Source organism: Streptomyces sp. NPDC046716 (assembly GCF_040645755.1).
In the GTDB taxonomy this organism is placed as follows: Bacteria; Actinomycetota; Actinomycetes; order Streptomycetales; family Streptomycetaceae; genus Streptomyces.
Genome location: NZ_JBEYYU010000081.1, coordinates 1 through 22,017, shown reverse-complemented (window position 1 = coordinate 22,017; position 22,017 = coordinate 1). Strand labels below are relative to the sequence as shown.

Here is a 22,017-nt window from a genome sequence, read left to right as displayed (position 1 = left end):
CCACGCGGCGGAAGGTGCGGCATGACGAACCCGGTCCTCATCGCCCTCGCCGCCACCGTCCTGGCCTGCGTCGTCGCCGTCGCGGGCGTCCACGTCTACGCGTCCGGGCGCGCCCAGCGCCAGGCGCTCGTCGACCGCCTCGACGACTACCCGGCCGGCGGCTACGGCGGCGGCGCGGGCGGCCGGACCCGGCGCTTCCGCTCCGTCGACCGCAGGCTGCGCCGCACCCGTCTCGGCAAGGCGCTGCACCTGCGCCTCTCGGCCACGGGCCTGGACCTCACCCCGGGCGAGTTCTTCGTCTACGTGGCCGTGCTCGTCGTCGTCCTGTGGGTGGTGGCGGCGACGGCCCTGGCCCCGTTCTTCGGGCCGATCGCGGGCGCGGTGGGGGTCTGGAGCGCCGTCATCTTCCTCAACTGGCAGCGCCAGAAACGCATCGAGGCGTTCATCAACCAACTCCCGGACGTGGCCCGCCTCCTGGCGAACGCCACGGCCGCCGGTCTCGCCCTGCGCACGTCCCTGGCGATGGCGGCGGAAGAGCTCGAGGCCCCCGCGGGCGAGGAACTCTCCCGCGTGGCCGACCGGTTGTCCCTCGGCCACTCGGTGGACGACGCCCTCGACGAACTGGCGGCCCGCCTCCCCTCCCGCGAACTCATCGTCCTGGTCACGACGCTCGTCCTGGCGAACAAGGCGGGCGGCACCGTCGTCTCCTCCCTGCGCAACCTCACCCAGACCCTGGAGGACCGCAAGGAGACCCGGCGCGAGATCCGCACCATGCTCTCCGAGGTCAACGCCACCGCCTTCACGGTCCCGCTGCTCGGCCTCGGCTCGCTGATCCTCGTCAACGCGTCGAACGACGGCGCCCTGGCCCGGGTGACCGGCTCCCCGATCGGCCAGACCCTCGTCCTGGTCTCGCTCGGCCTCTACGCGATCGGCTTCTTCGTCATCCGCCGCCTGGGAAAGATCGAGGTCTGAGGCGCCATGTCCACCACCCTCCTCGGCCTTCTCCTCGCCCTCCTCATGGGCCTGGCCGTCCTCGGCGTCTTCCTGGGCGTCCGTATGTACCGTGCCGACGCCAAGATCCCCAGCGACCTCGCCCTCGCCCTGGAGGTCGGCGCCACCCGCGTCTCCGCGCCGTCCTCGGCGGTCGACCGCCTGGGCATGCGGTTCGCTCCGCTGGTCCTGCGTCTGATGGGCCCGCGCCGGGTCGACGCCAAGCGCCGCCGGATCGACATGGCGGGCAACCCCGGCGGCCTGACCATCGACCGGTACGCGGCCCGCCGCGCCGTCTACGGCGCCTTCGGCCTGGTCATGGGCCTGGTCTTCCTCTCCGTCGGCCGGCCCCTGTTCGCCCTCTTCACGTTCGCCTTCGGCGCGCTCGCCGCCGACGCGCTGATCCTCCAGGCCGTGCGCGAACGCAAGGACGTCATCGACCGCACGCTCCCCGACTTCCTCGACGTCCTCGCCGTCGTCGTCTCGGCGGGCCTGGGCTTCCGCCAGGCACTCGACCGGGTGGCGGAGAAGTACGAGGGCCCCTGGGCGGACGAACTCCGCATCACCCTGCGCCAGATGGACATGGGCGTCCCGCGCCGCCAGGCCTTCGACGAACTCCGCCGCCGCAACTCCTCCGAACAGGTCGCCCAGTTCGTCTCGGCCCTCCAACAGGGCGAGGAACTGGGCTCCCCCATCGCGGACACCCTCATCCAACTGGCCACGGACATGCGCCGCACGGACGCCCAGAACTCCCGCCGCCGAGCCGCGAAAACCATCCCGAAGGCAACGATGGTCACCCTGGTCTTCATGCTCCCGGCCACCATGATCCTGATCGGCACCGGCATGTTCCTGGGATCTGGCTCCAACTTCGGCTCAATACTGGGGCGTTGACTGGCTAGAGTGTTCCCGACCGCGGTTGGCAGTTGCGAACGCGATGCGGAGGGGGGCGAGAATGCGACGGACATCCCCGCATGAACTTACGGTCAAACGACAGCAGTTAATTGTCGAATCCGAGTACAAGCGGTTGCTGGTCGCGTACGTTGCGTACGGTACGCGCGCGAGCGTGGCCGTCGCACGGGGAAGGAGAGATCGTGACCAGGGATCGGCTCATCGGGGTGTGGGTCAAGTGGACGATTTCGGTGTCGGAGCGGGTTCGCGGGGCGCGGCGAGATTCTGGGGCCGGGTTCGTGGAGTATGCAGGGCTGATGATTCTGATCGCGGGGATTTTCCTGGCGATCGACGCGTTGGGCCTCGACGGCAAGATCTCTCAAGCGATCGGCAACGCGATTGCCCGTGTCACGGGCGGCGGCTGAGGTCGTTTCTCCCCAGCGGTGACCGGGGGTCCACGCTTCCGATCTACATCTGGCTCACGGCAATTCTGCTCTTCGCCGCGCTTGCCTTCTTCGCCTTCGCGCAAGCCGCGTCGGCGCGAAACGGCGCCCAGTCAGCGGCTGACGCCGCGGCATTGGCAGCCGCACAGTCGTCGCGCGACGAGTTGATGAACGGCTTGGGGGAAGCCATCGACGGCGGCGACGACTGGTTCGGCTGGCTCGAAGGGCAGAACGTCGCCGGGGCCAATGCGCAGGCGGCAGCAGGACAGCTGGCTGCTGAGAACGACGCCGATGTCATCGCGGGCCCTGAAGCCACACAGGTCAACGGATTTCCGGGCTACCGGGTCGAGGTTCGGACGCGCTACACGGTCGGTGACACGGTCATCCCCGGCACGGAGAACAAGCACGCCACGGCGCACGCCACCGCGGTGGTCCAGCCCCGCTGCGAGATTCCCGCGGATGCGGATTTCAAAGAGGCCGTCCAACTCAATTGCGACGGAACGCCGTTTGAGATCGACCCCGAGGACTTCGACCTGGAGGACCTGCCCGACGCGTCGGCCCTGTTCTCCGTCCACCTGGCCGACTGACGAGAGAGGGAAGCCGTAGCTATGAACCTTCGGCGCACTACGACGACCCGCCGGGCACTGGCCGCGGTGGCGATCACGACGGGCCTGGTCGTCTCCGCGACAGGCTGCGGAGGCGGCGACGACAAGGGCGACGGGGCCCCACAGTCCTCTGCGAAGCAGAGCGGCGCCGGCGACAAGCCGAAGGCCTCACCATCGTCGGACGCCGAGCAGACGATGGCAGAGGTGAAGAGCAACGGCATCACTCTCACGGTGACCTCGGCCACGCGTGACCAGGGCGGTTACGTCACGGTCAGCGGCACCGTGATGAACGGGACATCCGGAATCTGGCTCGCCACCGAGTGGAAGAGCGACGAGAGCGAGTTGCAGGGGAATGCTGCCTCCATGGCCGGGGCCAGCATCGTCGATCAGGCGGGAAAGAAGAGGTACCTGGTCCTCAGGGACACCCAAGGACGCTGCCTCTGCACCAAGTTCCAGGGCGGTATCGACCCGGGCAAGTCGTCCGACTGGTTCGTCCAGTTCCCCGCGCCCCCTGAGGGCACCACCTCCGTCCAACTCCAGATCCCCACCATGCCCCCGGCCCAACTCGACATCACCGAGGGCGAATGACATGCCCCGCACCCACCTGACCGCCGCGACGCTCACGGTCCTCCTGCTCGCCACCGGCACCACGGTGGCCCACGCCGACGACAAACCCTCGTCCCCGCCCGGCAGCACCACCACGTCGGCGCCCCCGGACGTCGACGCCAACAGCCCGGGCCTCAAGCTCGCCGACGGCGCCACGCTGGCGCCCGCCAAGGTGCTGGACATCAAGTCGGTCGTCGAGGACCTCTCCGGCGACGAACGCCGTTCCGACACCAACGAGACCGTGACGTTCGCCCTCCAGGCCGAAGTCCTCTTCGCGAAGGACAGCGCCAAGCTCAACCCCGACGCACAGTCCCGCATCCAGGCGATCGCCGACGAGATCAAGTCCCAGAAGGCGGCGACGGTCCGGGTGTTCGGGTTCACCGACAACCTGGGCTCGTACGCGCACGGCCTGACGCTCTCCAAGAAGCGCGCCGAGGCGGTCCACGATCAGCTGACGACGGCCCTCGGCGCGTCCGGCGGCGACGTCACCTTCCAGGTCCGGGGCTACAGCGAGGACTACCCGATCGCGGACAACGGCAGCGAGGAAGGCCGCAAGAAGAACCGGCGCGTGGAGGTCTCGTTCCCCAAGAGCGGCTGAGCAGCCGGGACTACTTCCAGTAGGCCATGTCCACGTTCAGGAACGCGATGTCGGGCATGGCGGTCGACTTCACGTCGACGACCATCGAGGCGAGCCGTCCGTCACCGCTGCGGACACAGAACTGGGTACCGACCGCGGAGGCGGCCAGCGGCCACGTATGGCTCTTCTTGCCGGTCGAGGTCTTGGTCATGAGATCGCACATCTCGCGGTCGGCGTCCGGCTTGTCGAAGATCTGCATGAACACGGCCGTCTCGCTGGTCAGTTCGCAGCCGGCCTGCTTGCAGGAGAACCGGATCTCCCCCTTGCGGTCCTTGCGCTGGTACGGGGCGTCGAAGCTCAGCGAGTTCTTCGCGTCGAGCCACATCTGCGACTCCCCGTGAACCGTCGGCTCGGCGGCCGGGGAGGAGGCGGCGGCGTCGGAGCCCGCCGCCCCGGCCGTCTTGCCGGAGTCGTCGTCGGCGACGTCCGCGTTCACCTCCGGCGCGGACGCCGACGCGGACGGGGTGCCACTCGCCGACGCCCCGGCGCCGTTCCCCTTCGCCGATCCGCCGTCTCCCCTGTCGCGGCCGAACACCCCACCGGCGTCCATGACCGTCCACGCCAGCACCGACAGCACCAGCACCGCCGCCGTCACGGCCGCGCCGACCGCCAGGCGGGCACCGCGTCTTCGTACAGGCGGCCCGCTCGGCTCGGTCGGCGGAGCCCACGGGTCCCGGGGCCCCTGCGACGCGACCACGGTGAACGGAGTCGTATGCGAACCAGAGCCAGCACCACCACCACCAGGACCCGAAGCCGCCACCGGAACCGCCACCGGCCCCGGAACCGACACCTCCGGCCCCAGCACCTCCCGCCACACAGCGCCCGCGTCCACCGCGCTCCCGAGCCGCTGCCGGCACCAGTCCACGATCTCCGTGAGCGTGGCCCGGTCGGCCGGATCCGCGGCCAGGCAGCGGGCGATCAGGGGACGCAGCTCCTCGGGGAGCGGCGACAGATCGGGCCGGGAGTGGACGATGCGGTAGAGGACGGTGACCCCGGGGCCGTCGCCGTACAGCGGAGCGCCGAGCGCCGCGAACGCCGCCGTCTGGCCGAGCGCGAAGACGTCCGTCGCCTGCGTGACCTCGGCGCCGGACGCCTGCTCCGGTGCCATGTACTGGGGCGTGCCGATGGCGAGGCCGCCGCTCGTCGCCGTGTACGAACTCAGGCCCGAGGCCAGCGAGATGCCGAAGTCGATCACGCGCGGGCCGTCGGCGGCGAGCAGCACGTTCGACGGCTTGAGGTCGCGGTGCACGACCCCGGCGGTGTGGATGGCCTGCAACGCCTCGGCCACGCCCGCCATCAGCCACAGCACCGCCGACACCGGCAGCGGGCCGCGCCGCGCGACCGCCTCCGACAGCGAGGGCCCGGGCACGTACAGCGTGGCGAGCCACGGCGGATCTGCGTCCGCGTCACCGTCGATCAGCTCGGCCGTGTACGCGCCCCGCACCCGCCGCGCCGCCTCCATCTCCCGACGGAAGCGCCCCCGGAACGAGGGGTCGTCGGCCAGTTCGGAGCGGACGACCTTCAGCGCCACGGGGCGGCCGCCCTGCGTGTGCGACAGATAGACCCGGCCCATGCCGCCCGCGCCGATCCGCGCCGCCAGCCGGTAACCGGCGACCTCCACCGGATCGTCGGCCTGCAACGGCCCGAAACCCGCCCCGGCCCCCGCCTGCCCCGCGTCCCCCCTGAGATCCATGTTCCCCCGGCCCCTTCCCCTGCGCCCCTGAGCCCCCGGTCAACCGTTGGTTGACCCCTGCACGTGAAGCAGCAGCTTATGTCGCCCCGGATGCCCCGGGAGTCTCTAGAGCCGCACCGGCAGCGAGTCCACCCCGTACACGATCGACAGCTTGCGGAACTCCAGCTCCTCGGACGCCACCGCGAGCTGCAACTCGGGGAAGCGGCGGACCAGCTGGGGGAAGGCGGCGCGCAGCTCCATCTTGCCGAGCTCGGCGCCGATGCAGCGGTGGATGCCGTAGCCGAAGGCCAGGTGGGACGCGGTGGGCGGGCGCGAGGGAAGGAAGGCGTCCATGTCGTCGCCGTCCGCGCCGAGCCGCGGGTCCCGGTCGGCGGCGCTGAGCGACACGATCACGATGTCGCCGCCGGTTATCGGTATGCCGCCGATCTCGACGTCCTCGCGGGCGAACCGCGGGAAGGCCGTCTGCACGACCGTGAGATGCCGCAGCAGTTCGTCCACGAAGGGCGCCGCGACCGCCGCCGGGTCCTCCGCGTCGCGCAGCGCCGCGAAGTGCTCCCGGTCGCTGAGCATGATCATGGTGCCGAGCGAGAGCATGCTCGCCGTCGTCTCCAGACCACCGGTCAGCACCCCGTCCGCGAGGCCGGTCAGTTCCTCGTCGGTGATGTTGTCGCCGTGCTCGCGCACCAGCATGCCGAGCAGCCCCTCGCCCGGATCGCGCCGCTGTGCGGCGACGACCCCGCGCAGATAGTCCAGCGACTGCGACACCGCGCCGAAGGACGCGCCCGCGCCGCCCAGCACGTCGAACCGGGCCACGGAGAACTGCTGGAACGCCTCCCGCTCCTCATAGGGAACGCCGAGGAGTTCACAGATCACCAGCGCAGGCACCGGCATCGCGAAGTGCTCGACGAGGTCGGCCGTGCCGTCGGGCGACTCGCGCACCGCCTTCTCCAGCTGGGCCAGTTGCTCCTCGACGATCGCGTGGATGCGCGGCGTGAGCCGCGACAGCCGGCGCATCGTGAACTCGGGCGTCAGCAGCCGCCGCAGCCGGGTGTGGTCCGGCGGGTCGCAGAAGCCGAGCCCGCCCGGATTCTGATCGGCGCCCGCGCCGCCCACGCCCACCAGGTGCCGGAAGTCGTTGCTGAACGCCTTGGCGTTGCCGAGGACTTCCTTCGCCTCGTCGTAGCCCGACACCAGCCAGACCGTCATGCCGGGGATCGGCAGCCTGCTGACCGGCTCCCGGTCGCGCAGCGCGCCGATCTCGGGAACCGGGTCGACACCCTCGCGGCGCAGTGGCAGCAGCGCGCCGTCGGGCAGCTTCGACAGGATCGACAGATCCAGGCCCGTCCCCTTTCTCCGCAGCCGGGAGAAGTAGAGGCGGGTCAGCCAGCTCGCTATCGCGGAACGTGCAGATCGTACGTACATGTGCTCGCGTCTCTGCGGTGAAGTGGGACGGACGGGCCCGAAGTGGGGGACGTGGGCCAAGGTGGTGAAGCGGCGGGGGTGCGTCAAGGGTATGTGCGCCCCCGGGGTGCCGGGGAAGAGGGCCAGCCCCTGAGAAGACCCTGTGGACATCCCCCGTACATCCCTGAGGACACCCCCCGAACCCCTCCGCGGCCCTTCTCCCTACCGGGGCAGCGGCGGCAGGAAGCCGGTCGTGCCGTCGGTCAGCTCCCGCAGGATGTCCATGTGGCCCAGGTGCCGGGCCGTCTCCTCCAGCATGTGCACCAGCACCCAGCGCATCGACACCGTCCTGCCGTCCCAGGCCGTGCCCGTCTCCTCCAGCGGGATCTCGGCGATGGCCAGGTCGGCGGCGGTGCGGGCGCGCGCGTAGAACGCGAGGATGCTCTCGACCGTCTCGTCGTCGGCCGCCACGATGTCCTCGCCCTTGTACGGGTCGAACCACAGCGGTTCGGCCTCCCGGCCGAACGTCTCGCAGAACCAGCCGTACTCCACCGACGCCAGATGCTTGACGAGCCCCAGCAGATTCGTCCCCGACGGTGTCAGCGGGCGCCGGGCCCGCTCCTCGTCGAGCCCCTGGAGCTTCCACACGACACCGTCCCGGTGCCGGTCGAGCGCCACGTGCAGGCTCTCCTTCTCCGTGCCCTCGTACGGGACGTGCCTCATCGCGGGCCTGCTGGTCATGGCTGGTCCTCCCCCTGGTCGGTGCCCAGAAAGTAGCAGCGCGCCCCGACGGCGCGGTGCCGGGGAAAAGAAGAGGAGAGCTCCGGCGTCCCCTGGAACCATGGGTGTCATGGATGCCAAGGACGCCACCGGCCCCGTGGAGCACAGCGGGCGCAGCGAGCCCGCGGGACACCGGGATTTCGAGGATCTCGTCGCCGAGGCGGTCGCCGCGCCCACCGAGGGCTGGGACTTCTCCTGGTTCGAGGGCCGCGCCACCGAGGAGCGGCCCTCGTGGGGGTACGCCCGGCTGATGGGGGAGCGCCTCGCCGGCGTCGACGCGGCGCTCGACCTGCACACCGGTGGCGGCGAAGTGCTCGACCTGGCCCCGCGGCTGCCGCGCCTGATGGCCGCCACCGAGGGCTGGCCGCCGAACGTGGCGAAGGCCTCCCGCCGGCTCGCCCCGCGCGGCGTGGTCGTGGTCGCGTCCCCCGACGACGCCCCGCTGCCCTTCGCCGACGCCACCTTCGACCTGGTCACCGCCCGCCACCCGGTCCGGGCGGACTTCGCCGGGATCGCCCGCGTACTGCGCCCCGGCGGCAGCTACTTCGCCCAGCACGTCGGCCCCGGCAGCGTGTTCGAGGTCGTCGAGTACTTCCTCGGCCCGCAGCCGGAGGAGGTGCGCCGAAGCCGCGACCCGCGGGCGGAGGCCGACGAGGCGCGGGCGGCGGGCCTGGAGGTCGTCGATCTGCGCGCCGAGCGGCTGCGCGTCGAGTTCTACGACGTCGGAGCGGTCGTGCACTTCCTGCGCAAGGTCGTCTGGATGGTCCCGGGCTTCACCGTGGAGGCGTACGAACCCCAACTGCGCGCCCTGCACGAACGGATCGGGAAGGAGGGGCCGTTCGTGGCCCACAGCTCCCGCCATCTGATCGAGGCCCGCAGGCCGTAGGGACCACCGGCAGAGCAAACGGTGCAAACCGGGCGCCTGGAGCAACCGATTCCGCATCGTTACCGAGACGCACTCGATCCTCACGTAAACCTCACGTAAGTTCAGACCAACGGCAATTCGCGTCAGCAAAGCTGCGCGGCGGTACCGCGCGGTGGAGGGGGCCGCGCGGTGCCGCTTGCCACCTCACGGGCCCGGCGCCGCCGCGCGCGACCCGAATGCGCCATATCCGCGACGGCCTTCGCGGGCGGCCCCGGTGACGTCAACCTCGCGCGTGACACGGGAGAGGGACGCCGAACCTCGGGCGAAGCGGTTGTGAAGACGGTGTCGAAGACGCCTGTGGGCCCGCTGTGGAGCGGCCGGAAAGCTACCTCCAGCAGTCGCCGGGCGATTGCGGAGAGTAGTTGTGGCACGCCGAAGGAGGCATCCGCACTTACGAAGGGTTATGGTGGAAACCCCCCCTCGGGCCGGTCCGTCTCCCCCCCACGGACCGGCCCGTTTTTTGTCCGCACATACGGACACGACAAGCCCCGCTCAGGGGCTCGCCGGGGGCGAACCGGATCAGCTGCGTCCGGCCCAGATGTTCGTACCGGGCGTGGAGACGGCGAACGAGTCGATTTCGGTCAGGTCCTCGTCGGTCAGCTTGCTCGCGGCCAGCGCTGCCACGTTGTTCTCCAGCTGCTTCACGCTGGAGGCACCGATCAGGGCCGACGTCATCCGCTCGTCGCGCAGCACCCAGTTCAGCGCGAGCTGGGCCAGGGACTGGCCGCGGCGCTGCGCGATGTCGTTCAGGCCGTTCAGCCGGCGCACCACGTCCTCGCTCAGCAGGTTCGGGTCGAGCGACTTGCCCTGCGTGGCACGCGAGCCCTCCGGGATGCCCTTCAGGTACTTGTCCGTCAGCAGACCCTGCGCGAGCGGCGCGAAGGAGATGCAGCCCATGCCCGCCGTCTCCAGCGTGTCGAGCAGACCGTCGTCCTCCGTCCAGCGGTTGATCATCGAGTAGGACGGCTGGTGGATCAGGGCCGGGACGCCCATCTCCTTGAGGATCCGCGCGGCCTCGGCCGTCTGCTCGCTGGTGTACGACGAGACGCCCACGTACAGCGCCTTGCCCTGCTGCACCGCCGAGGCGAGCGCGCCCATCGTCTCCTCGAGCGGGGTGTTCGGGTCGAAGCGGTGCGAGTAGAAGATGTCGACGTAGTCCACGCCCATCCGCTTCAGCGAGGCGTCGAGCGACGACGTCAGGTACTTGCGGCTGCCCCACTCGCCGTACGGGCCCGGGTGCATCAGATAGCCGGCCTTGGTCGACAGGACCAGCTCGTCACGGTACGGGGCGAAGTCCTGCGCGAAGATCTTGCCGAAGTTCAGCTCGGCCGAGCCGGGGGGCGGGCCGTAGTTGTTGGCCAGGTCGAAGTGGGTGACGCCCAGGTCGAAGGCGCGGCGCAGGATCGCGCGCTGGGAGCCGAGCGTGCGGTCGTCACCGAAGTTGTGCCACAGGCCGAGCGAGATCGCGGGCAGCTTCAGGCCGCTGCGGCCCGTGCGCCGGTACTCCATCGCGTCGTAACGGTCGGCCGAGGCCACGTAGGGAGAGGTGTCGTTCATGGGTACGAAACTACGTCAGGGCGGTGTCGGTGCACTGACACCCCACAGCTCCCACCCGGTTTTGCGGCTGTAGGCTTTCGCCTTCGGGGACCGTCGTCTGCACGGAGGGGCAAAAGACCGTGAACCTGCGGGACAGGCTGCGCGGCCTGCTGGTCAGGCTGTACGCACGCCGGGTCGAAGGCCACCTGGACCACGACCAGGTGCCCAAGCACATCGGCGTCATCATGGACGGCAACCGACGCTGGGCGAAGGCCGCCGGCTCCACTCCGGCCCAGGGACACCAGGCGGGCGCCGCCAAGATCGAGGAGTTCCTCGGCTGGTGCAGCGAGACGGACGTCGAGGTCGTCACCCTGTGGCTGCTGTCGACGGACAACTTCGACCGGCCCGCCGAGGAACTGGTGCCGCTGCTCGGCATCATCGAGGACACCGTCCGCGCGCTCGCGGCCGACGGCCGCTGGCGCGTCCACCACGTGGGCACTCCCGACATCCTCCCCGAGGGCATGCAGGGCATCCTCAAGGAGGCCGAGGAGGCCACCGCCCAGCGCGACGGAATACTGGTCAACGTGGCGATCGGCTACGGCGGCCGCCAGGAGATCGCCGACGCCGTCCGCTCGATGGTTCTCGACGCGGGGGAGAAGGGGCAGTCGATCGAGGAGCTGGCCGACGCCGTCTCCGTCGACCTGATCGGCAAGCACCTCTACACCAGCGCCCAGCCCGACCCGGACCTCGTCATCCGCACCAGCGGCGAGCAGCGCCTGTCGGGCTTCATGCTCTGGCAAACGGCCCACTCCGAGTACTACTTCTGTGAAGTCTTCTGGCCTGCCTTCCGCAAGGTCGACTTCCTGCGCGCGATGCGCGACTACGCCCTCCGGCACCGGCGTTTCGGCGGCTGATCCGCTCTCACCCGGGGCGCACCCGGGGGACGCACGACATCAGGAGTTAACGCACGCGCCGCCCTATGCCCTGGCATGGCTGCGCGTGTTCGAGGGAATAACCCCCCCAGGTCGGTGTCCGCACCAAGGACACCGCATCTCAGCGGGCGGCACGGGGCCGCCCGCCCGGGAGGCCCTTTGCACCAGGACGACCGCACACGAACCCGTGCGGATGACGACTTGGAGGGCCGGCTCTCGGCCCGCTGCGCGGGGCCGACGACCGGCAGCCTTCGCCGGTGTCCCCGGCCCAGAAACTCCTCCGTCGCTCCCCGACCTCATCCGAGGGGGTACGTCCTTCCGTGGTGACCAGCAACAAGCGCCTGCGCAAAGCCGAACGGCGCACTTATGTTCTCGACACCAGCGTCCTGCTGGCCGATCCCAACGCCATGACCAGGTTCGACGAGCACGAAGTCGTGCTGCCGATCGTCGTGGTCACGGAGTTGGAGGCCAAACGGCACCATCCCGAACTCGGGTACTTCGCCCGGCAGGCCCTGCGCCTGCTCGACGACTACCGGGTTCGCTACGGACGCCTGGACGCTCCGATCCCCACCGGAGACCTGGGCGGCACGCTGCGCGTCGAGCTCAACCACTCCGACCCCTCCGTGCTCCCGGCCGGCTACCGCCTGGGTGACAACGATTCCCGGATCCTGGCCGTCGCCCGCAACCTGCAGGCCGAGGGGTTCGACGTCACGGTCGTGTCGAAGGACCTGCCGCTCAGGATCAAGGCGTCGTCGGTCGGCCTCCTCGCCGAGGAGTACCGCGCCGAACTCGCCGTCACGGACTCCGGTTTCACCGGAATGTCCGAACTGACCCTCGCCGGCGAGCAGGTCGACCTGCTCTTCGAGGAGGAGACGCTCTACGTTCCCGAGGCCGCCGACCTTCCGGTGCACACGGGACTGACCATCCACTCCGAGCGCGGCAAGGCCCTCGGCCGGGTCACGCCGGAGGGCAACGTCCGCCTGGTGCGCGGCGACCGGGAGGCCTTCGGGCTCAAGGGACGCAGCGCCGAGCAGCGGATCGCGCTCGATCTGCTGCTCGACCCGGACATCGGCATCGTCTCCATGGGCGGCCGGGCCGGCACCGGCAAGTCCGCGCTCGCGCTCTGCGCGGGCCTGGAGGCCGTCCTGGAGCGGCGCCAGCACAAGAAGGTGATGGTCTTCCGTCCGCTGTACGCGGTCGGCGGCCAGGAACTCGGCTATCTGCCCGGCAGCGAGGCCGACAAGATGGGGCCGTGGGCGCAGGCCGTCTTCGACACCCTCTCGGCCGTGACGACCCGTGATGTGATCGAGGAGATCACCGCCCGCGGCATGCTGGAGGTCCTGCCGCTCACCCACATCCGCGGCCGCTCGCTGCACGACGCGTTCGTGATCGTGGACGAGGCCCAGTCCCTGGAGCGCAACGTCCTGCTGACGGTGCTCTCCCGCATCGGGGCGAACTCCCGTGTCGTCCTCACCCATGACGTCGCCCAGCGCGACAACCTCAGGGTCGGCCGGTACGACGGTGTCGTCGCCGTCGTCGAGAAGCTGAAGGGACATCCGCTGTTCGCGCACGTCACGCTGACGCGCTCGGAGAGGTCGCAGATCGCGGCCCTGGTGACCGAAATGCTGGAGGACATCCAGATTTAGGGGAATTGACCGCAAGGGGAGCCCCGAGAGGAGCCCCAAGAGGAGTCCCGAGAGGCGCCGTCCGGAGAAGCCAGAGAGCTTAGCCGGGCGGCGTCTTCGCGCGTGGGGGTTTCCTGAATTCCCCTGCGCCAAACGGGGTGTGACGTTTCCCACGCAACGCAGAATTGCCTAGCGGCGTCCGAATGCGGCAGAGTCACGGTCCTGTCAGGCCCCGCATACGACACTTGCGTACCCCCAGCGGTACAGAACCACCGCAGTACCAGCTGCACCTTGAACTCCATACCGGCCGTCGTATGCCGCCCGAGCACCACGCGGCGCTCCCCGCAAAGGAGTTGCCCACCGGGCCCGTGCCTCCCGTGACCCCGCAGTACGGAGGCCAGCGCCAGGGGCACGATTGCGTCCGCGATGGTCACACTCAAGTGGGCGATGCTGGAAGGAAACCGTGTGAGCCGGATTTCGGTCCGGGGATTCGCAGTGGCTTCGGCCACCGCGGTCACCACTGTCGGCGCCGTCGTGGGTGTTGCCTCGGGCAGCACCGCTCAGCCCAACGAGGCTGAGGCCACGGCGAGCGACGCGACCCTCCTCGCCGACATACCCGCGGGCCAGCAGGCCCAGGTTCAGACCTCGTCCCTCGAGCAGCAGGCTCAGACGCAGGCCATCGCCGCGGACAACGCTGCGCAGAAGACGGCGGAGGAGGCGGCCCGCAAGAAGGCCGCCGACGACGCCGTCGCGAAGCAGCAGGCCGCGCAGGACGCGAAGGAGAAGGCCGAGAAAGAGGCCAAGGAGCGCGAGGAGGCCAAGAAGGCCGCCAGCCGCTCCGAGACCCGCGACGCCTCCAGCTTCAGCACCCAGTCCTCGTACTCGGTCTCCCAGATCCAGGCGATGGCGCGTCAGATGGTGCCGTCCGGCCAGTTCCAGTGCTTCAGCAACATCGTGAACCACGAGTCGAGCTGGAACTACCGGGCCACCAACGCCTCGTCGGGCGCCTACGGTCTCTTCCAGGCGCTGCCCGCCTCCAAGTACTCCTCCGCGGGCGCGGACTGGCAGACCAACCCGGCCACCCAGATCAAGTGGGGGCTGAACTACATGAACGAGCGTTACGGCAGCCCGTGCGACGCCTGGTCGTTCTGGCAGGCCAACAGCTGGTACTAGAACGCGATCGCGTTCAACCTTCCGGAGCCCCTCACCGTCTTACGGTGAGGGGCTCCGGCTGTATCAGCATGTACGGTCGGTCCCGTCGGTGTGAAAGGCGCCCCAAGGGGAAGTTGTGGTGGGGCGTACGGGGACCCCCACGGGGGAAATCAGAGGACGGATCATGTCGCGAGTTCCAGGCTGGCTCGGCCGGGTAGGGGCCGGAATCAGCAAGGTCGGTGAGCGCCTGGACGAGCGCAGGGCCGAGGCGGAGCGGGACGGGGACGGCGATCTGCCGGGCCGCCCGCCCGCGGCATCGGCGAAGGCGGCCGATCCGGCGCCGGACGCGCCCCCGCACGACCATGTGCCCGCGCCGCCCATGTACGCGCCGGCCGTGTCCTCCCGCCCCGAGCCCGTCGTCGCGGTGCCCTGGGGGCTGCGCGTCGCCGCCGAGGCGGGCTGGCGGCTGCTGGTCCTCGCGGGTGCGCTCTGGGTCCTGATGAAGGTCATCAGCTCCGTGCAGCTGGTGGTGTTCGCGTTCGTCGCGGCGCTGCTCATCACGGCGCTGCTCCAGCCGACCGTGGCCCGGCTGCGCCGGCACGGGGTGCCGCGCGGGCTCGCGACGGCGCTCACCGCGATCCTCGGCTTCGTCATCATGGGGCTCGTCGGCTGGTTCGTGGTCTGGCAGGTCCAGGAGAACATCGACACCCTCTCCGACCAGGTCCAGGACGGCATCGACGAGTTGCGCAAGTGGCTGCTCAACAGCCCCTTCCACGTCACCGAGGACACGATCAACGACATCGCGAAGTCGCTGCGCGATGCCATCGGCGCCAATACGGACGAGCTCACGACGGCGGGGCTGGAGGGCGTGACCGTCATCGTCGAGGCGCTGACCGGCATCCTGCTGGCGATGTTCTCGACGCTGTTCCTGCTCTACGACGGCCGGCGCATCTGGGAGTGGACGCTCAAGCTCGTCCCGGCGCAGGCCCGTCCGGGCATCGCGGGGGCCGGGCCGAGGGCGTGGCGCACGCTCACCGCGTATGTCCGAGGGACCGTCATAGTCGCCCTCATCGACGCCATCTTCATCGGCCTCGGCATCTTCTTCCTCGGGGTTCCGATGGCGGTGCCGCTCGCCGTCTTCATCTTCCTGTTCGCGTTCATCCCGCTCGTCGGCGCCGTGGTGTCGGGGGCGCTCGCCGTCGTCGTCGCGCTGGTGACGCAGGGCGTGTTCACTGCCGTGATGGTGCTGGTCGTCGTGCTCGCCGTGCAGCAGATCGAGGGCCACATCCTGCAGCCGTTCATCCTCGGCCGTGCCGTCCGGGTCCATCCGCTGGCCGTCGTGCTCGCCGTCGCCACCGGGAGCATGGTGTCCGGGATCGGCGGGGCCGTGGTGGCCGTTCCGCTGGTCGCCGTCATCAACACCGTCGTCGGCTACCTCCGCAGCTGGTCCCAGGAAGCCTCCCTCCGCCACTCCCCGTCCCCCCACGGCGCCACAGCCACCCCGGTCGCCCCGGTGACCCCGCCGTCCGGCCCCTCCGCCGACTGACTGCACCTCTCGCCGTGGCTGGCCGCGCAGTTCCCCGCGCCCCTGGAAGCGAGCTTCGCTCGCCCAGGGGAGGCTGCGCGAAGCGCATGCCTCAGGGGCGCGGGGAACTGCGCGAGAAGCGGCCACCGGCCCGCACCCGGCCACGAGACCCAAAAAAGTCGGCCCCGGCACAGAAATGTGCCGGGGCCGACCCATGAAGCCCGGTTACGCCAGGATGGCCTCGGCGTCGAGCGTGACCGCCACCGCCTGAATCACAGAGGCGATCTTGAACGCCTCCTGCACGACCTCCCGGTCGACACCGGCCTTGCGCAGCACCTGCTCGTGCGAGTCGAGGCACATCCCGCAGCCGTTGATCGCGGAGACCGCGAACGACCACAGCTCGAAGTCGACCTTGTCGACACCGGGGTTGCCGATGACGTTCATCCGCAGACCCGCGCGCATCGTCCCGTACTCGTCGTCCGAGAGCAGGTGACGCGTGCGGTAGAAGACGTTGTTCATCGACATGATGGCGGCAGCCGACTTCGCGGCCTTGAACGCCTCCGGCGACAGGTTCGCCTCGGCCTCCGGCGCCAGCTCGCGCAGCACGTGCGGCGAGCGGGACGCGATGGCGGTCGCCAGGACCGTGCCCCACAGCTGCTGCTGCGGGAGGTCCGAGTTGCCGATGACCGAGCCCAGGTTGAGCTTCAGGTCCTTGGCGTAGTCCGGTATGGCGGACTTGAGTTCGTCGAGAGCCATGTCAGAGCCTTCCGTTCACTCGCCCGAGAGCAGCGCGACCGGGTCCAGGGTCTCATCGCCCTTGCTCCAGTTGCACGGGCACAGCTCGTCCGTCTGGAGCGCGTCGAGGACCCGGAGGACCTCCTTGGGGTTACGGCCGACGGAGCCGGCGGTCACCATCGTGAACTGGATCTCGTTGTTCTGGTCGACGATGAAGACGGCGCGCTGGGCGAAGCCGTCCTCGCCCTCGATGCCGAGGTCACGCATGAGCTCGTGCTTGGAGTCGGCCAGCATCGGGAAGGGCAGGTCCGTCAGGTCCGGGTGGTCCTTGCGCCAGGCGTGGTGCACGAACTCGGAGTCGCCGGAGAAGCCGAGGACCTGGGCGTCACGGTCGGCGAACTCCTCGTTCAGCTTGCCGAAGGCGGCGATCTCGGTGGGGCACACGAAGGTGAAGTCCTTGGGCCACGCGAACACGATCTTCCACTTGCCCTCGTAGGTCTTGTGGTTGATCTGCTCGAACTCCTGGCCCTTCTCCAGCGAGACGCAGGCGGTCAGGTCGAACTCGGGGAACTTGTCACCGACAGTGAGCACGCGCTCTCCTTGCAGCGAGAAAGGTCCCTTTTTGAGGGACTTTTCTGTGGGTTGGACTGTGAGCGATCGTGGCACAGAGTGCATTGATTATGGAAATAGCTAGACTCGGTCGTGTTGATCGGAGGTGGCTATCAGTGGCCGTCAGTAAGGGGAAGCCCGCGGGTGGGCGGCGCCGGCAGCCGAGCCTGGCGCAATTGCGGGCGTTCGCCGCGGTCGCGGAGCATCTGCACTTCAGGGATGCCGCGGCGGCGATCGGGATGAGTCAGCCCGCGCTGTCGGGAGCCGTGTCGGCCCTGGAGGAAGTCCTTGGGGTGACCCTTGTCGAGCGTACGACGAGAAAGGTGCTGCTCTCGCCCGCCGGGGAGCGGATCGCGGTGCGGGCGCGGGCCGTGCTCGACGAGGTCGGGGCGCTGATGGAAGAGGCCGAGTCGGTGCGGGCGCCGTTCACGGGCGCGCTGCGGCTCGGGGTGATCCCGACCGTGGCGCCCTATCTGCTGCCGACCGTGCTGCGGCTCGTCCACGAGAAGTACCCGGACCTGGATCTGCAGGTGCACGAGGAGCAGACCTCGTCGCTGGTCGAGGGGCTCGGGGCCGGGCGGCTCGACCTGCTGCTGCTCGCGGTGCCGCTCGGGGTGCCCGGCGTCGCCGAACTTCCCCTGTTCGACGAGGACTTCGTGCTCGTCACGCCGATGGAGCACTGGCTCGGCGGGCGGGAGGGGATTCCGCGCGAGGCGCTGCGCGAGCTGAATCTGCTGCTGCTCGACGAGGGGCACTGTCTGCGCGATCAGGCGCTGGACATCTGCCGGGAGGCGGGGCGTGGTGACGCTCCCGTCACCACGACCGCCGCCGGGCTCGCCACGCTGGTCCAACTCGTCGCCGGCGGGCTCGGGGTGACGCTGTTGCCGCGGACCGCCGTGGCCGTCGAGACGAGCCGCAGCAGTCAGTTGCTGACGGGGTATTTCGCCGAGCCCGCGCCGACGCGCAGGGTGGCTCTCGCCATGCGTGTCGGCGCGGCTCGCTCCGCTGAGTACCGGGAGTTGGGGGTGGCCCTGCGCGATGCTCTGCGGGGGCTGCCCGTCCGGATACTGGGGGACTGAGGTTCCGCGCGTGGCCGGGTGCCGGCCGGTGGGGCTTCTCGCGCAGTTCCCCGCGCCCCTGACGGGGCGCTGAGGTTCTGTGCGTTGCCGGGTGCGGCGCCCCTGGCGGGGCTGGTCCTACTCGGTTCTCAGGCCCTCCGGGCGCATCAGGCGGTAGAGGGGTGGGAGGCTCAGCAGGGTCACCACCGCGATCGCTGCCAGGCCGACTCCCGTCAGGGGCAGGAACGTCAGCCAGTCCGCGACCGGGGAGCCGACCATGCGCAGCATCAGCGTGCCCAGGGCCAGACCGCCGCCGACCGCGACCACCATGCCGAGCACGACCGGGATCGCCGTCTGCCAGAGCACCGACCAGGCCAGGGTGGAGCGGCGGGTGCCGTAGGCGACCAGGATCGACAGCAGGCGCCTGCGGTCGCGGAGCTGCTCGATCTGCGAGACCAGCAGCGACGCCGCGATCAGCGTCATCGTCAGGGCCGCGGCGGAGAACAGGCCGCGCCGGATCGCCGCGTACTCGTCGTTGGTCTCGACCGACTGGTACTCGGAGACGTTCATCATCGGATCGAGCCGGTACGCGGTGTTGCGGACGTACTCGGCGGCGTCCGGCACGTTCGGGTCGATCCTGATCTGCGTGGAGACCATCCCGTTGGCCAGGTCGCGCACGTCGACGGTGGACGGGGTGGCGAGGATGCCGCCGAAGTGGTTGCCGCTCGGGGAGAGCCGGGCCGGGACCGTGCGGGCGTCCTTCGGCACCGTCCACCGGGCCTTCGTCTCGACGTCGTCGATGACGAGCCGGGCGCCGGGCTTGGCGTCCTTGGCCAGCGTCTTCTCTTCCTCGGGGAAGTCGGAGCCGGTGACGCGGAAGACGTCGCCGTCCTTGCAGGAGGTGATGACCGCCAGCTCGCGCAGCGTGGCGCAGGTGCCGACGGACAGCGACACGGACGGCTCGGCGATCTCCGCGTCCGGCTTCGCGCCGGGCTTGGTCATCGTGCTGTCGATGGTGGCGATGACCTTGCGCACGCCCTTGGTTGCGTTGAACTCCCGCACCATGCGTTCGGCGGTCCGGCCGGAGGTGACGTCGGCGCTGGTGCCGATCTGGGCCCGTGCCGGGTCCTGCCCCGTGGACTCGTTGAACTTCCCGTCGATACCGCCCAGGTACATCTGCAGGGCGATGCCGCCCGCCACCGCGATGGTGATCCCGGCGACCGCCCGGCTCGCGCCGGTGCTGTGCAACTGGAGCCTGCGCACAGCCAGTTGCCACGGCACCGGGCCGCCGCGCAGCCGGTGCACGACCGCCTCCACCAGCCAGGGGAGCACCAGGACCAGGCCGATCAGGGTGAGGCCGATGCCGGTGGCGGTCTGGAAGACGCCGAAGCTGCCCAGCCTCGATGCCGAACCGGTCGTCAGCAGCAGCACCGCGCCGACGACCGGCACGACGAGACGCCACCACAGCCGGCGGGAGCGGGTGCCGCCGCCGCGGACGACGCCCAGCGGTTCGATGGTCACCGAGCGCAGCGCGAACACCGTGACCGCGACCGCCGAGACCGGCACGGCCACCAGGACCAGCACCCCGAGGGCGGGTACCGGCCTGAAGTCCGACGGGAACGCCGACAGCCGCCAGATCTCCACGACGCCGAGCAACTGCCGTCCGGCCAGGAAGAGGACGACGCCGAGGACGAGTCCGAGCAGCGTGCCGAACAGTGCCTCGCCCGCCGCCGTGCGCCGGGTCGTGCGGGCGTCCGCGCCGACCAGCCGCAGCGCGGCGAGGCGCCGGTCGCGCCGCTCGCCGCCGAACCGGACGGCCGTCGCGATGAAGATGGCGACCGGGACCAGCAGGACGACGCAGGCCAGCACGATGAGCACGATGAGGCTCGGATCGAGCGCGGGCCGCTCGTAGCTCATCCCGAAGTGGTCGATGCGGGCGGTGCTCGTCCCGTACTTCAGGGTGTCGCTGCCCGCGTAGAAGTACAGCTCGAAGGGGTTGTCGAGGCCCGCGTCGCCGATCGTGCCGACGATGCGGTAGTCGTAGCGCTCCTTGAGGAGCTTGCCGTCGGGGGAGTCGAGCAGCTTCTTCAGCGCGGGCGAGACCACCATCTCGTCGGGCCCCGGCAGCTTGTCGACGCCGGGCGGCACCGGCGGGTGCGCGCCCTCGGGACGCAGCAGCGAGCCGCTGACGAAATCACCGTGGTATTCGGAGGAGGCGCCGCCGACGATCATCGTGTCGTCGGCGGGCTTGAGGACGTGGTCGACGCCGACGCCCAACTGCCGGGCGTCGCCGCGCTCGTCGCGCTCCTGCATGAACGTCGGCACCGAGGCCGCGCCGAGCAGCACGGCCACGCCGAGGGCCACGCCGACGGCGGTCAGCAGCGTGCGGATCCAGCCCTCGCGGCCTCCGGACACGGCGAACCGCATGCCGAGGGCGAGGTCACGGGTGAAGCTCATCGGGCGAACTCCATGTCCCGCGACTTGCCGTCCCGTACGACGATCTCGCGGTCGGAGTAGGCGGCGACCCGGGCCTCGTGCGTGACCAGGACGACGGCGGCGTTCGCGCCGCGCGCGGCCTCGGTCAGCAGCTCCATGACCCGCTCGCCGTTGAGGGAGTCCAGGGCGCCGGTCGGCTCGTCGGCGAAGAGCAGGCGCGGGTTCGTGACCAGCGAGCGGGCCACGGCGACGCGCTGGCCCTGGCCGCCCGATATCTCACCGGGGCGCTTGCCGGCGAGGTCGTCGACCTCCAGGCGCGCCAGCCAGGAGGCGGCCTGTCGCTCGGCCTCCTTGCGCTTGGTGCCGTTCAGCCGCAGCGGCAGCGCGACGTTCTCCACGCAGGTCAGCTCCGGGACCAGCTGGCCGAACTGGAAGACGAAGCCGAAGTCCGTGCGGCGCAGGGCGCTGCGCTCGGCGTCGGAGAGCGTGGTCAGGTCGCGGCCGTCGTAGGCGATGGTGCCGGAGTCCGGGGTGACGATGCCGGCCAGGCAGTGCAGCAGCGTCGACTTGCCGGAGCCGGACGGGCCCATGACGGCGACGACCTCGCCGGGGTGGACGGAGAAGGAGGCGCCGTCCAGCGCGGGCGTCGGGCCGTACGCCTTGTGCAGATCGGTGGCGGTGAGCAGGGCACCGGCGGGTGTGGGGGTCATGAGGGGCGTACCTCCGCGGCGAGTCGGTCGAGGCGCGCGGCGGTCAGTTCGAGCCAGCGCAGGTCGGCTTCCAGGTGGAACAGGGCGTGGTCGCAGATCAGCTGGTCGGCGAGGTCGCCCTTGCGCTTGCGGTCCGTGAGGATGCGCATCAGACGCAGGTGCTCGGCGCGCTGGGTGTCGAGGATGGTCGCGGCGTCGCGCTCGGTCAGCAGCGCCAGGACGACCTTCGTGTAGAGCGTCGACTGGAGGTAGGGTTCCGGCTTCTCCGGGGTCGCGAGCCATTGCCGTACGTCGGTGATGCCGGCGTCGGTGATCGCGTACCGCTTGCGCTCCGGGCCGTCGCCCGCCTCTATCCCGTCGACCTCGACGAGGCCGTTCTTCAGGAGGCGGGACATGGTCGAGTAGACCTGCCCGTAGTGGAGCGGCTTGTCGTGGCCGAACGTCGAGTCGAAGGTGCGCTTGAGGTCGTAGCCGTGCCGGGGGCCGGCTTCCAGGAGCCCGAGAAGGGTGTGGCCGATGGACATGACGGTGACTGTACACCGTGTGTATACCCGGGGTGTATAGCGGGTCGTTCGGCTGCGGGTGTGTGGGGCTGGTCGCGTAGTTCCCCGCGCTGTTTTTGGGTTGTCGGTCGGCTGACGGCCGGTGGCCGCTTCTCGCGCAGTTCCCCGCGCCCCTGAAGCGAGCTGCGCTCGCCCAGCCGCCCCGCGTGGTTCCTGGGGTGTCCGGGG

General features: G+C 70.2%; 21 protein-coding genes. 12 read left to right on the top strand and 9 right to left on the bottom strand.

Going from position 1 to position 22,017, the window contains the following annotated elements:
- Positions 1-21: 21 nt before the first annotated feature.
- The 6 genes from ABZ930_RS37265 (at position 22) to ABZ930_RS37240 (ending at position 4,130) form a co-directional block, all read left to right on the top strand.
- Positions 22-972: a type II secretion system F family protein gene (locus ABZ930_RS37265; protein WP_361558523.1), complete on the top strand. Its 951-nt coding sequence runs from the start codon at positions 22-24 to the stop codon at positions 970-972.
- 6 nt (positions 973-978) lie between these two features.
- Entirely contained in the window at positions 979-1,881 is a 903-nt protein-coding gene (locus tag ABZ930_RS37260) for a DUF5936 domain-containing protein (protein ID WP_361558520.1), read from the top strand.
- 218 nt (positions 1,882-2,099) lie between these two features.
- On the top strand, positions 2,100-2,303 hold the full coding sequence (locus tag ABZ930_RS37255) for a hypothetical protein (RefSeq protein WP_361558565.1): 204 nt from the start codon (positions 2,100-2,102) through the stop codon (positions 2,301-2,303).
- Positions 2,300-2,908 carry a pilus assembly protein TadG-related protein gene (locus ABZ930_RS37250; RefSeq protein ID WP_361558562.1) on the top strand — a complete coding sequence of 203 codons (609 nt, stop codon included), beginning with the start codon at positions 2,300-2,302 and terminating at the stop codon, positions 2,906-2,908. The genes ABZ930_RS37255 and ABZ930_RS37250 overlap by 4 nt, the downstream gene beginning before the upstream one ends.
- 21 nt (positions 2,909-2,929) lie before the next feature.
- Positions 2,930-3,514 carry a hypothetical protein gene (locus ABZ930_RS37245; RefSeq protein WP_361558517.1) on the top strand — a complete coding sequence of 195 codons (585 nt, stop codon included), beginning with the start codon at positions 2,930-2,932 and terminating at the stop codon, positions 3,512-3,514.
- A 1-nt stretch (position 3,515) separates the two neighbouring features.
- Entirely contained in the window at positions 3,516-4,130 is a 615-nt protein-coding gene (locus tag ABZ930_RS37240) for an OmpA family protein (RefSeq protein WP_361558514.1), read from the top strand.
- 10 nt (positions 4,131-4,140) lie between these two features.
- On the opposite strand, the gene ABZ930_RS37235 is transcribed toward ABZ930_RS37240, so the two are convergent.
- From ABZ930_RS37235 to ABZ930_RS37225, 3 genes are all read right to left on the bottom strand, one after another.
- The gene (locus ABZ930_RS37235) at positions 4,141-5,862 is read right to left on the bottom strand and encodes a serine/threonine-protein kinase (protein ID WP_361558511.1); all 1,722 of its coding nucleotides are present in this window, start codon (positions 5,860-5,862) and stop codon (positions 4,141-4,143) included.
- Positions 5,863-5,967: 105 nt separating this feature from the next.
- Positions 5,968-7,284 carry a cytochrome P450 gene (locus tag ABZ930_RS37230; RefSeq protein ID WP_361558508.1) on the bottom strand — a complete coding sequence of 439 codons (1,317 nt, stop codon included), beginning with the start codon at positions 7,282-7,284 and terminating at the stop codon, positions 5,968-5,970.
- A 201-nt stretch (positions 7,285-7,485) separates the two neighbouring features.
- Positions 7,486-8,004, bottom strand: coding sequence for a DinB family protein (locus ABZ930_RS37225; RefSeq protein WP_361558505.1), 519 nt, complete (start codon positions 8,002-8,004; stop codon positions 7,486-7,488).
- A 109-nt stretch (positions 8,005-8,113) separates the two neighbouring features.
- Between ABZ930_RS37225 and ABZ930_RS37220 the strand changes: the two genes are divergently transcribed.
- Entirely contained in the window at positions 8,114-8,929 is an 816-nt protein-coding gene (locus tag ABZ930_RS37220; RefSeq protein WP_361558502.1) for a class I SAM-dependent methyltransferase, read from the top strand.
- 558 nt (positions 8,930-9,487) lie between these two features.
- Here the strand turns inward: ABZ930_RS37220 and mgrA are convergent.
- Complete coding sequence (gene mgrA, locus ABZ930_RS37215) at positions 9,488-10,525, bottom strand: L-glyceraldehyde 3-phosphate reductase (protein ID WP_361558499.1); 1,038 nt, start codon at positions 10,523-10,525, stop codon at positions 9,488-9,490.
- Between the two features lie 119 nt (positions 10,526-10,644).
- On the opposite strand from mgrA, the gene ABZ930_RS37210 reads away from it, so the two are divergent.
- The 4 genes from ABZ930_RS37210 (at position 10,645) to ABZ930_RS37195 (ending at position 15,759) form a co-directional block, all read left to right on the top strand.
- Positions 10,645-11,418 carry an isoprenyl transferase gene (locus ABZ930_RS37210; RefSeq protein ID WP_361558496.1) on the top strand — a complete coding sequence of 258 codons (774 nt, stop codon included), beginning with the start codon at positions 10,645-10,647 and terminating at the stop codon, positions 11,416-11,418.
- A 338-nt stretch (positions 11,419-11,756) separates the two neighbouring features.
- Positions 11,757-13,082: a PhoH family protein gene (locus ABZ930_RS37205; RefSeq protein ID WP_361558493.1), complete on the top strand. Its 1,326-nt coding sequence runs from the start codon at positions 11,757-11,759 to the stop codon at positions 13,080-13,082.
- Positions 13,083-13,508: 426 nt separating this feature from the next.
- Positions 13,509-14,234, top strand: a complete 726-nt coding sequence (locus tag ABZ930_RS37200; protein WP_361558559.1) for a lytic transglycosylase domain-containing protein — start codon at positions 13,509-13,511, stop codon at positions 14,232-14,234.
- A 163-nt stretch (positions 14,235-14,397) separates the two neighbouring features.
- On the top strand, positions 14,398-15,759 hold the full coding sequence (locus tag ABZ930_RS37195; protein ID WP_361558490.1) for an AI-2E family transporter: 1,362 nt from the start codon (positions 14,398-14,400) through the stop codon (positions 15,757-15,759).
- 204 nt (positions 15,760-15,963) lie between these two features.
- On the opposite strand, the gene ABZ930_RS37190 is transcribed toward ABZ930_RS37195, so the two are convergent.
- Both ABZ930_RS37190 and ABZ930_RS37185 read right to left on the bottom strand, forming a co-directional pair.
- Positions 15,964-16,494 (bottom strand): alkyl hydroperoxide reductase, encoded by a 531-nt coding sequence (locus tag ABZ930_RS37190; RefSeq protein ID WP_361558488.1) that lies wholly within the window; start codon positions 16,492-16,494, stop codon positions 15,964-15,966.
- A gap of 15 nt (positions 16,495-16,509) precedes the next feature.
- Entirely contained in the window at positions 16,510-17,064 is a 555-nt protein-coding gene (locus tag ABZ930_RS37185; protein WP_351600366.1) for a peroxiredoxin, read from the bottom strand.
- A 134-nt stretch (positions 17,065-17,198) separates the two neighbouring features.
- Here ABZ930_RS37185 and ABZ930_RS37180 point away from each other — a divergent pair, with 134 nt between their 5' ends.
- The gene (locus ABZ930_RS37180; protein ID WP_361558484.1) at positions 17,199-18,161 is read left to right on the top strand and encodes a LysR substrate-binding domain-containing protein; all 963 of its coding nucleotides are present in this window, start codon (positions 17,199-17,201) and stop codon (positions 18,159-18,161) included.
- 117 nt (positions 18,162-18,278) lie between these two features.
- On the opposite strand, the gene ABZ930_RS37175 is transcribed toward ABZ930_RS37180, so the two are convergent.
- From ABZ930_RS37175 to ABZ930_RS37165, 3 genes are read right to left on the bottom strand one after another with little or no spacing between them, the layout of a single operon-like run.
- A complete protein-coding gene (locus tag ABZ930_RS37175; protein WP_361558481.1) occupies positions 18,279-20,597 on the bottom strand; it encodes an ABC transporter permease in 2,319 nt (772 codons plus the stop codon).
- Entirely contained in the window at positions 20,594-21,286 is a 693-nt protein-coding gene (locus tag ABZ930_RS37170) for an ABC transporter ATP-binding protein (RefSeq protein ID WP_361558478.1), read from the bottom strand. Before ABZ930_RS37170 ends, ABZ930_RS37175 begins: the two co-directional genes overlap by 4 nt.
- A complete protein-coding gene (locus ABZ930_RS37165; protein WP_351448537.1) occupies positions 21,283-21,810 on the bottom strand; it encodes a PadR family transcriptional regulator in 528 nt (175 codons plus the stop codon). The genes ABZ930_RS37170 and ABZ930_RS37165 overlap by 4 nt, the downstream gene beginning before the upstream one ends.
- Positions 21,811-22,017: the final 207 nt, after the last annotated feature.

Excerpts from the sequence above, each read along its gene's own strand:
- ABZ930_RS37240 (WP_361558514.1), top strand. The coding sequence starts at position 3,516 with ATGCCCCGCACCCACCTGACCGCCGCGACGCTCACGGTCCTCCTGCTC.
- ABZ930_RS37260 (WP_361558520.1), top strand. The coding sequence starts at position 979 with ATGTCCACCACCCTCCTCGGCCTTCTCCTCGCCCTCCTCATGGGCCTG.
- ABZ930_RS37225 (WP_361558505.1), bottom strand. The coding sequence starts at position 8,004 with ATGACCAGCAGGCCCGCGATGAGGCACGTCCCGTACGAGGGCACGGAG.
- ABZ930_RS37170 (WP_361558478.1), bottom strand. The coding sequence starts at position 21,286 with ATGACCCCCACACCCGCCGGTGCCCTGCTCACCGCCACCGATCTGCAC.
- mgrA (WP_361558499.1), bottom strand. The coding sequence starts at position 10,525 with ATGAACGACACCTCTCCCTACGTGGCCTCGGCCGACCGTTACGACGCG.
- ABZ930_RS37235 (WP_361558511.1), bottom strand. The coding sequence starts at position 5,862 with ATGGATCTCAGGGGGGACGCGGGGCAGGCGGGGGCCGGGGCGGGTTTC.
- ABZ930_RS37190 (WP_361558488.1), bottom strand. The coding sequence starts at position 16,494 with ATGGCTCTCGACGAACTCAAGTCCGCCATACCGGACTACGCCAAGGAC.
- ABZ930_RS37165 (WP_351448537.1), bottom strand. The coding sequence starts at position 21,810 with ATGTCCATCGGCCACACCCTTCTCGGGCTCCTGGAAGCCGGCCCCCGG.
- ABZ930_RS37230 (WP_361558508.1), bottom strand. The coding sequence starts at position 7,284 with ATGTACGTACGATCTGCACGTTCCGCGATAGCGAGCTGGCTGACCCGC.
- ABZ930_RS37220 (WP_361558502.1), top strand. The coding sequence starts at position 8,114 with ATGGATGCCAAGGACGCCACCGGCCCCGTGGAGCACAGCGGGCGCAGC.
- ABZ930_RS37245 (WP_361558517.1), top strand. The coding sequence starts at position 2,930 with ATGAACCTTCGGCGCACTACGACGACCCGCCGGGCACTGGCCGCGGTG.
- ABZ930_RS37265 (WP_361558523.1), top strand. The coding sequence starts at position 22 with ATGACGAACCCGGTCCTCATCGCCCTCGCCGCCACCGTCCTGGCCTGC.
- ABZ930_RS37200 (WP_361558559.1), top strand. The coding sequence starts at position 13,509 with ATGCTGGAAGGAAACCGTGTGAGCCGGATTTCGGTCCGGGGATTCGCA.
- ABZ930_RS37195 (WP_361558490.1), top strand. The coding sequence starts at position 14,398 with ATGTCGCGAGTTCCAGGCTGGCTCGGCCGGGTAGGGGCCGGAATCAGC.
- ABZ930_RS37175 (WP_361558481.1), bottom strand. The coding sequence starts at position 20,597 with ATGAGCTTCACCCGTGACCTCGCCCTCGGCATGCGGTTCGCCGTGTCC.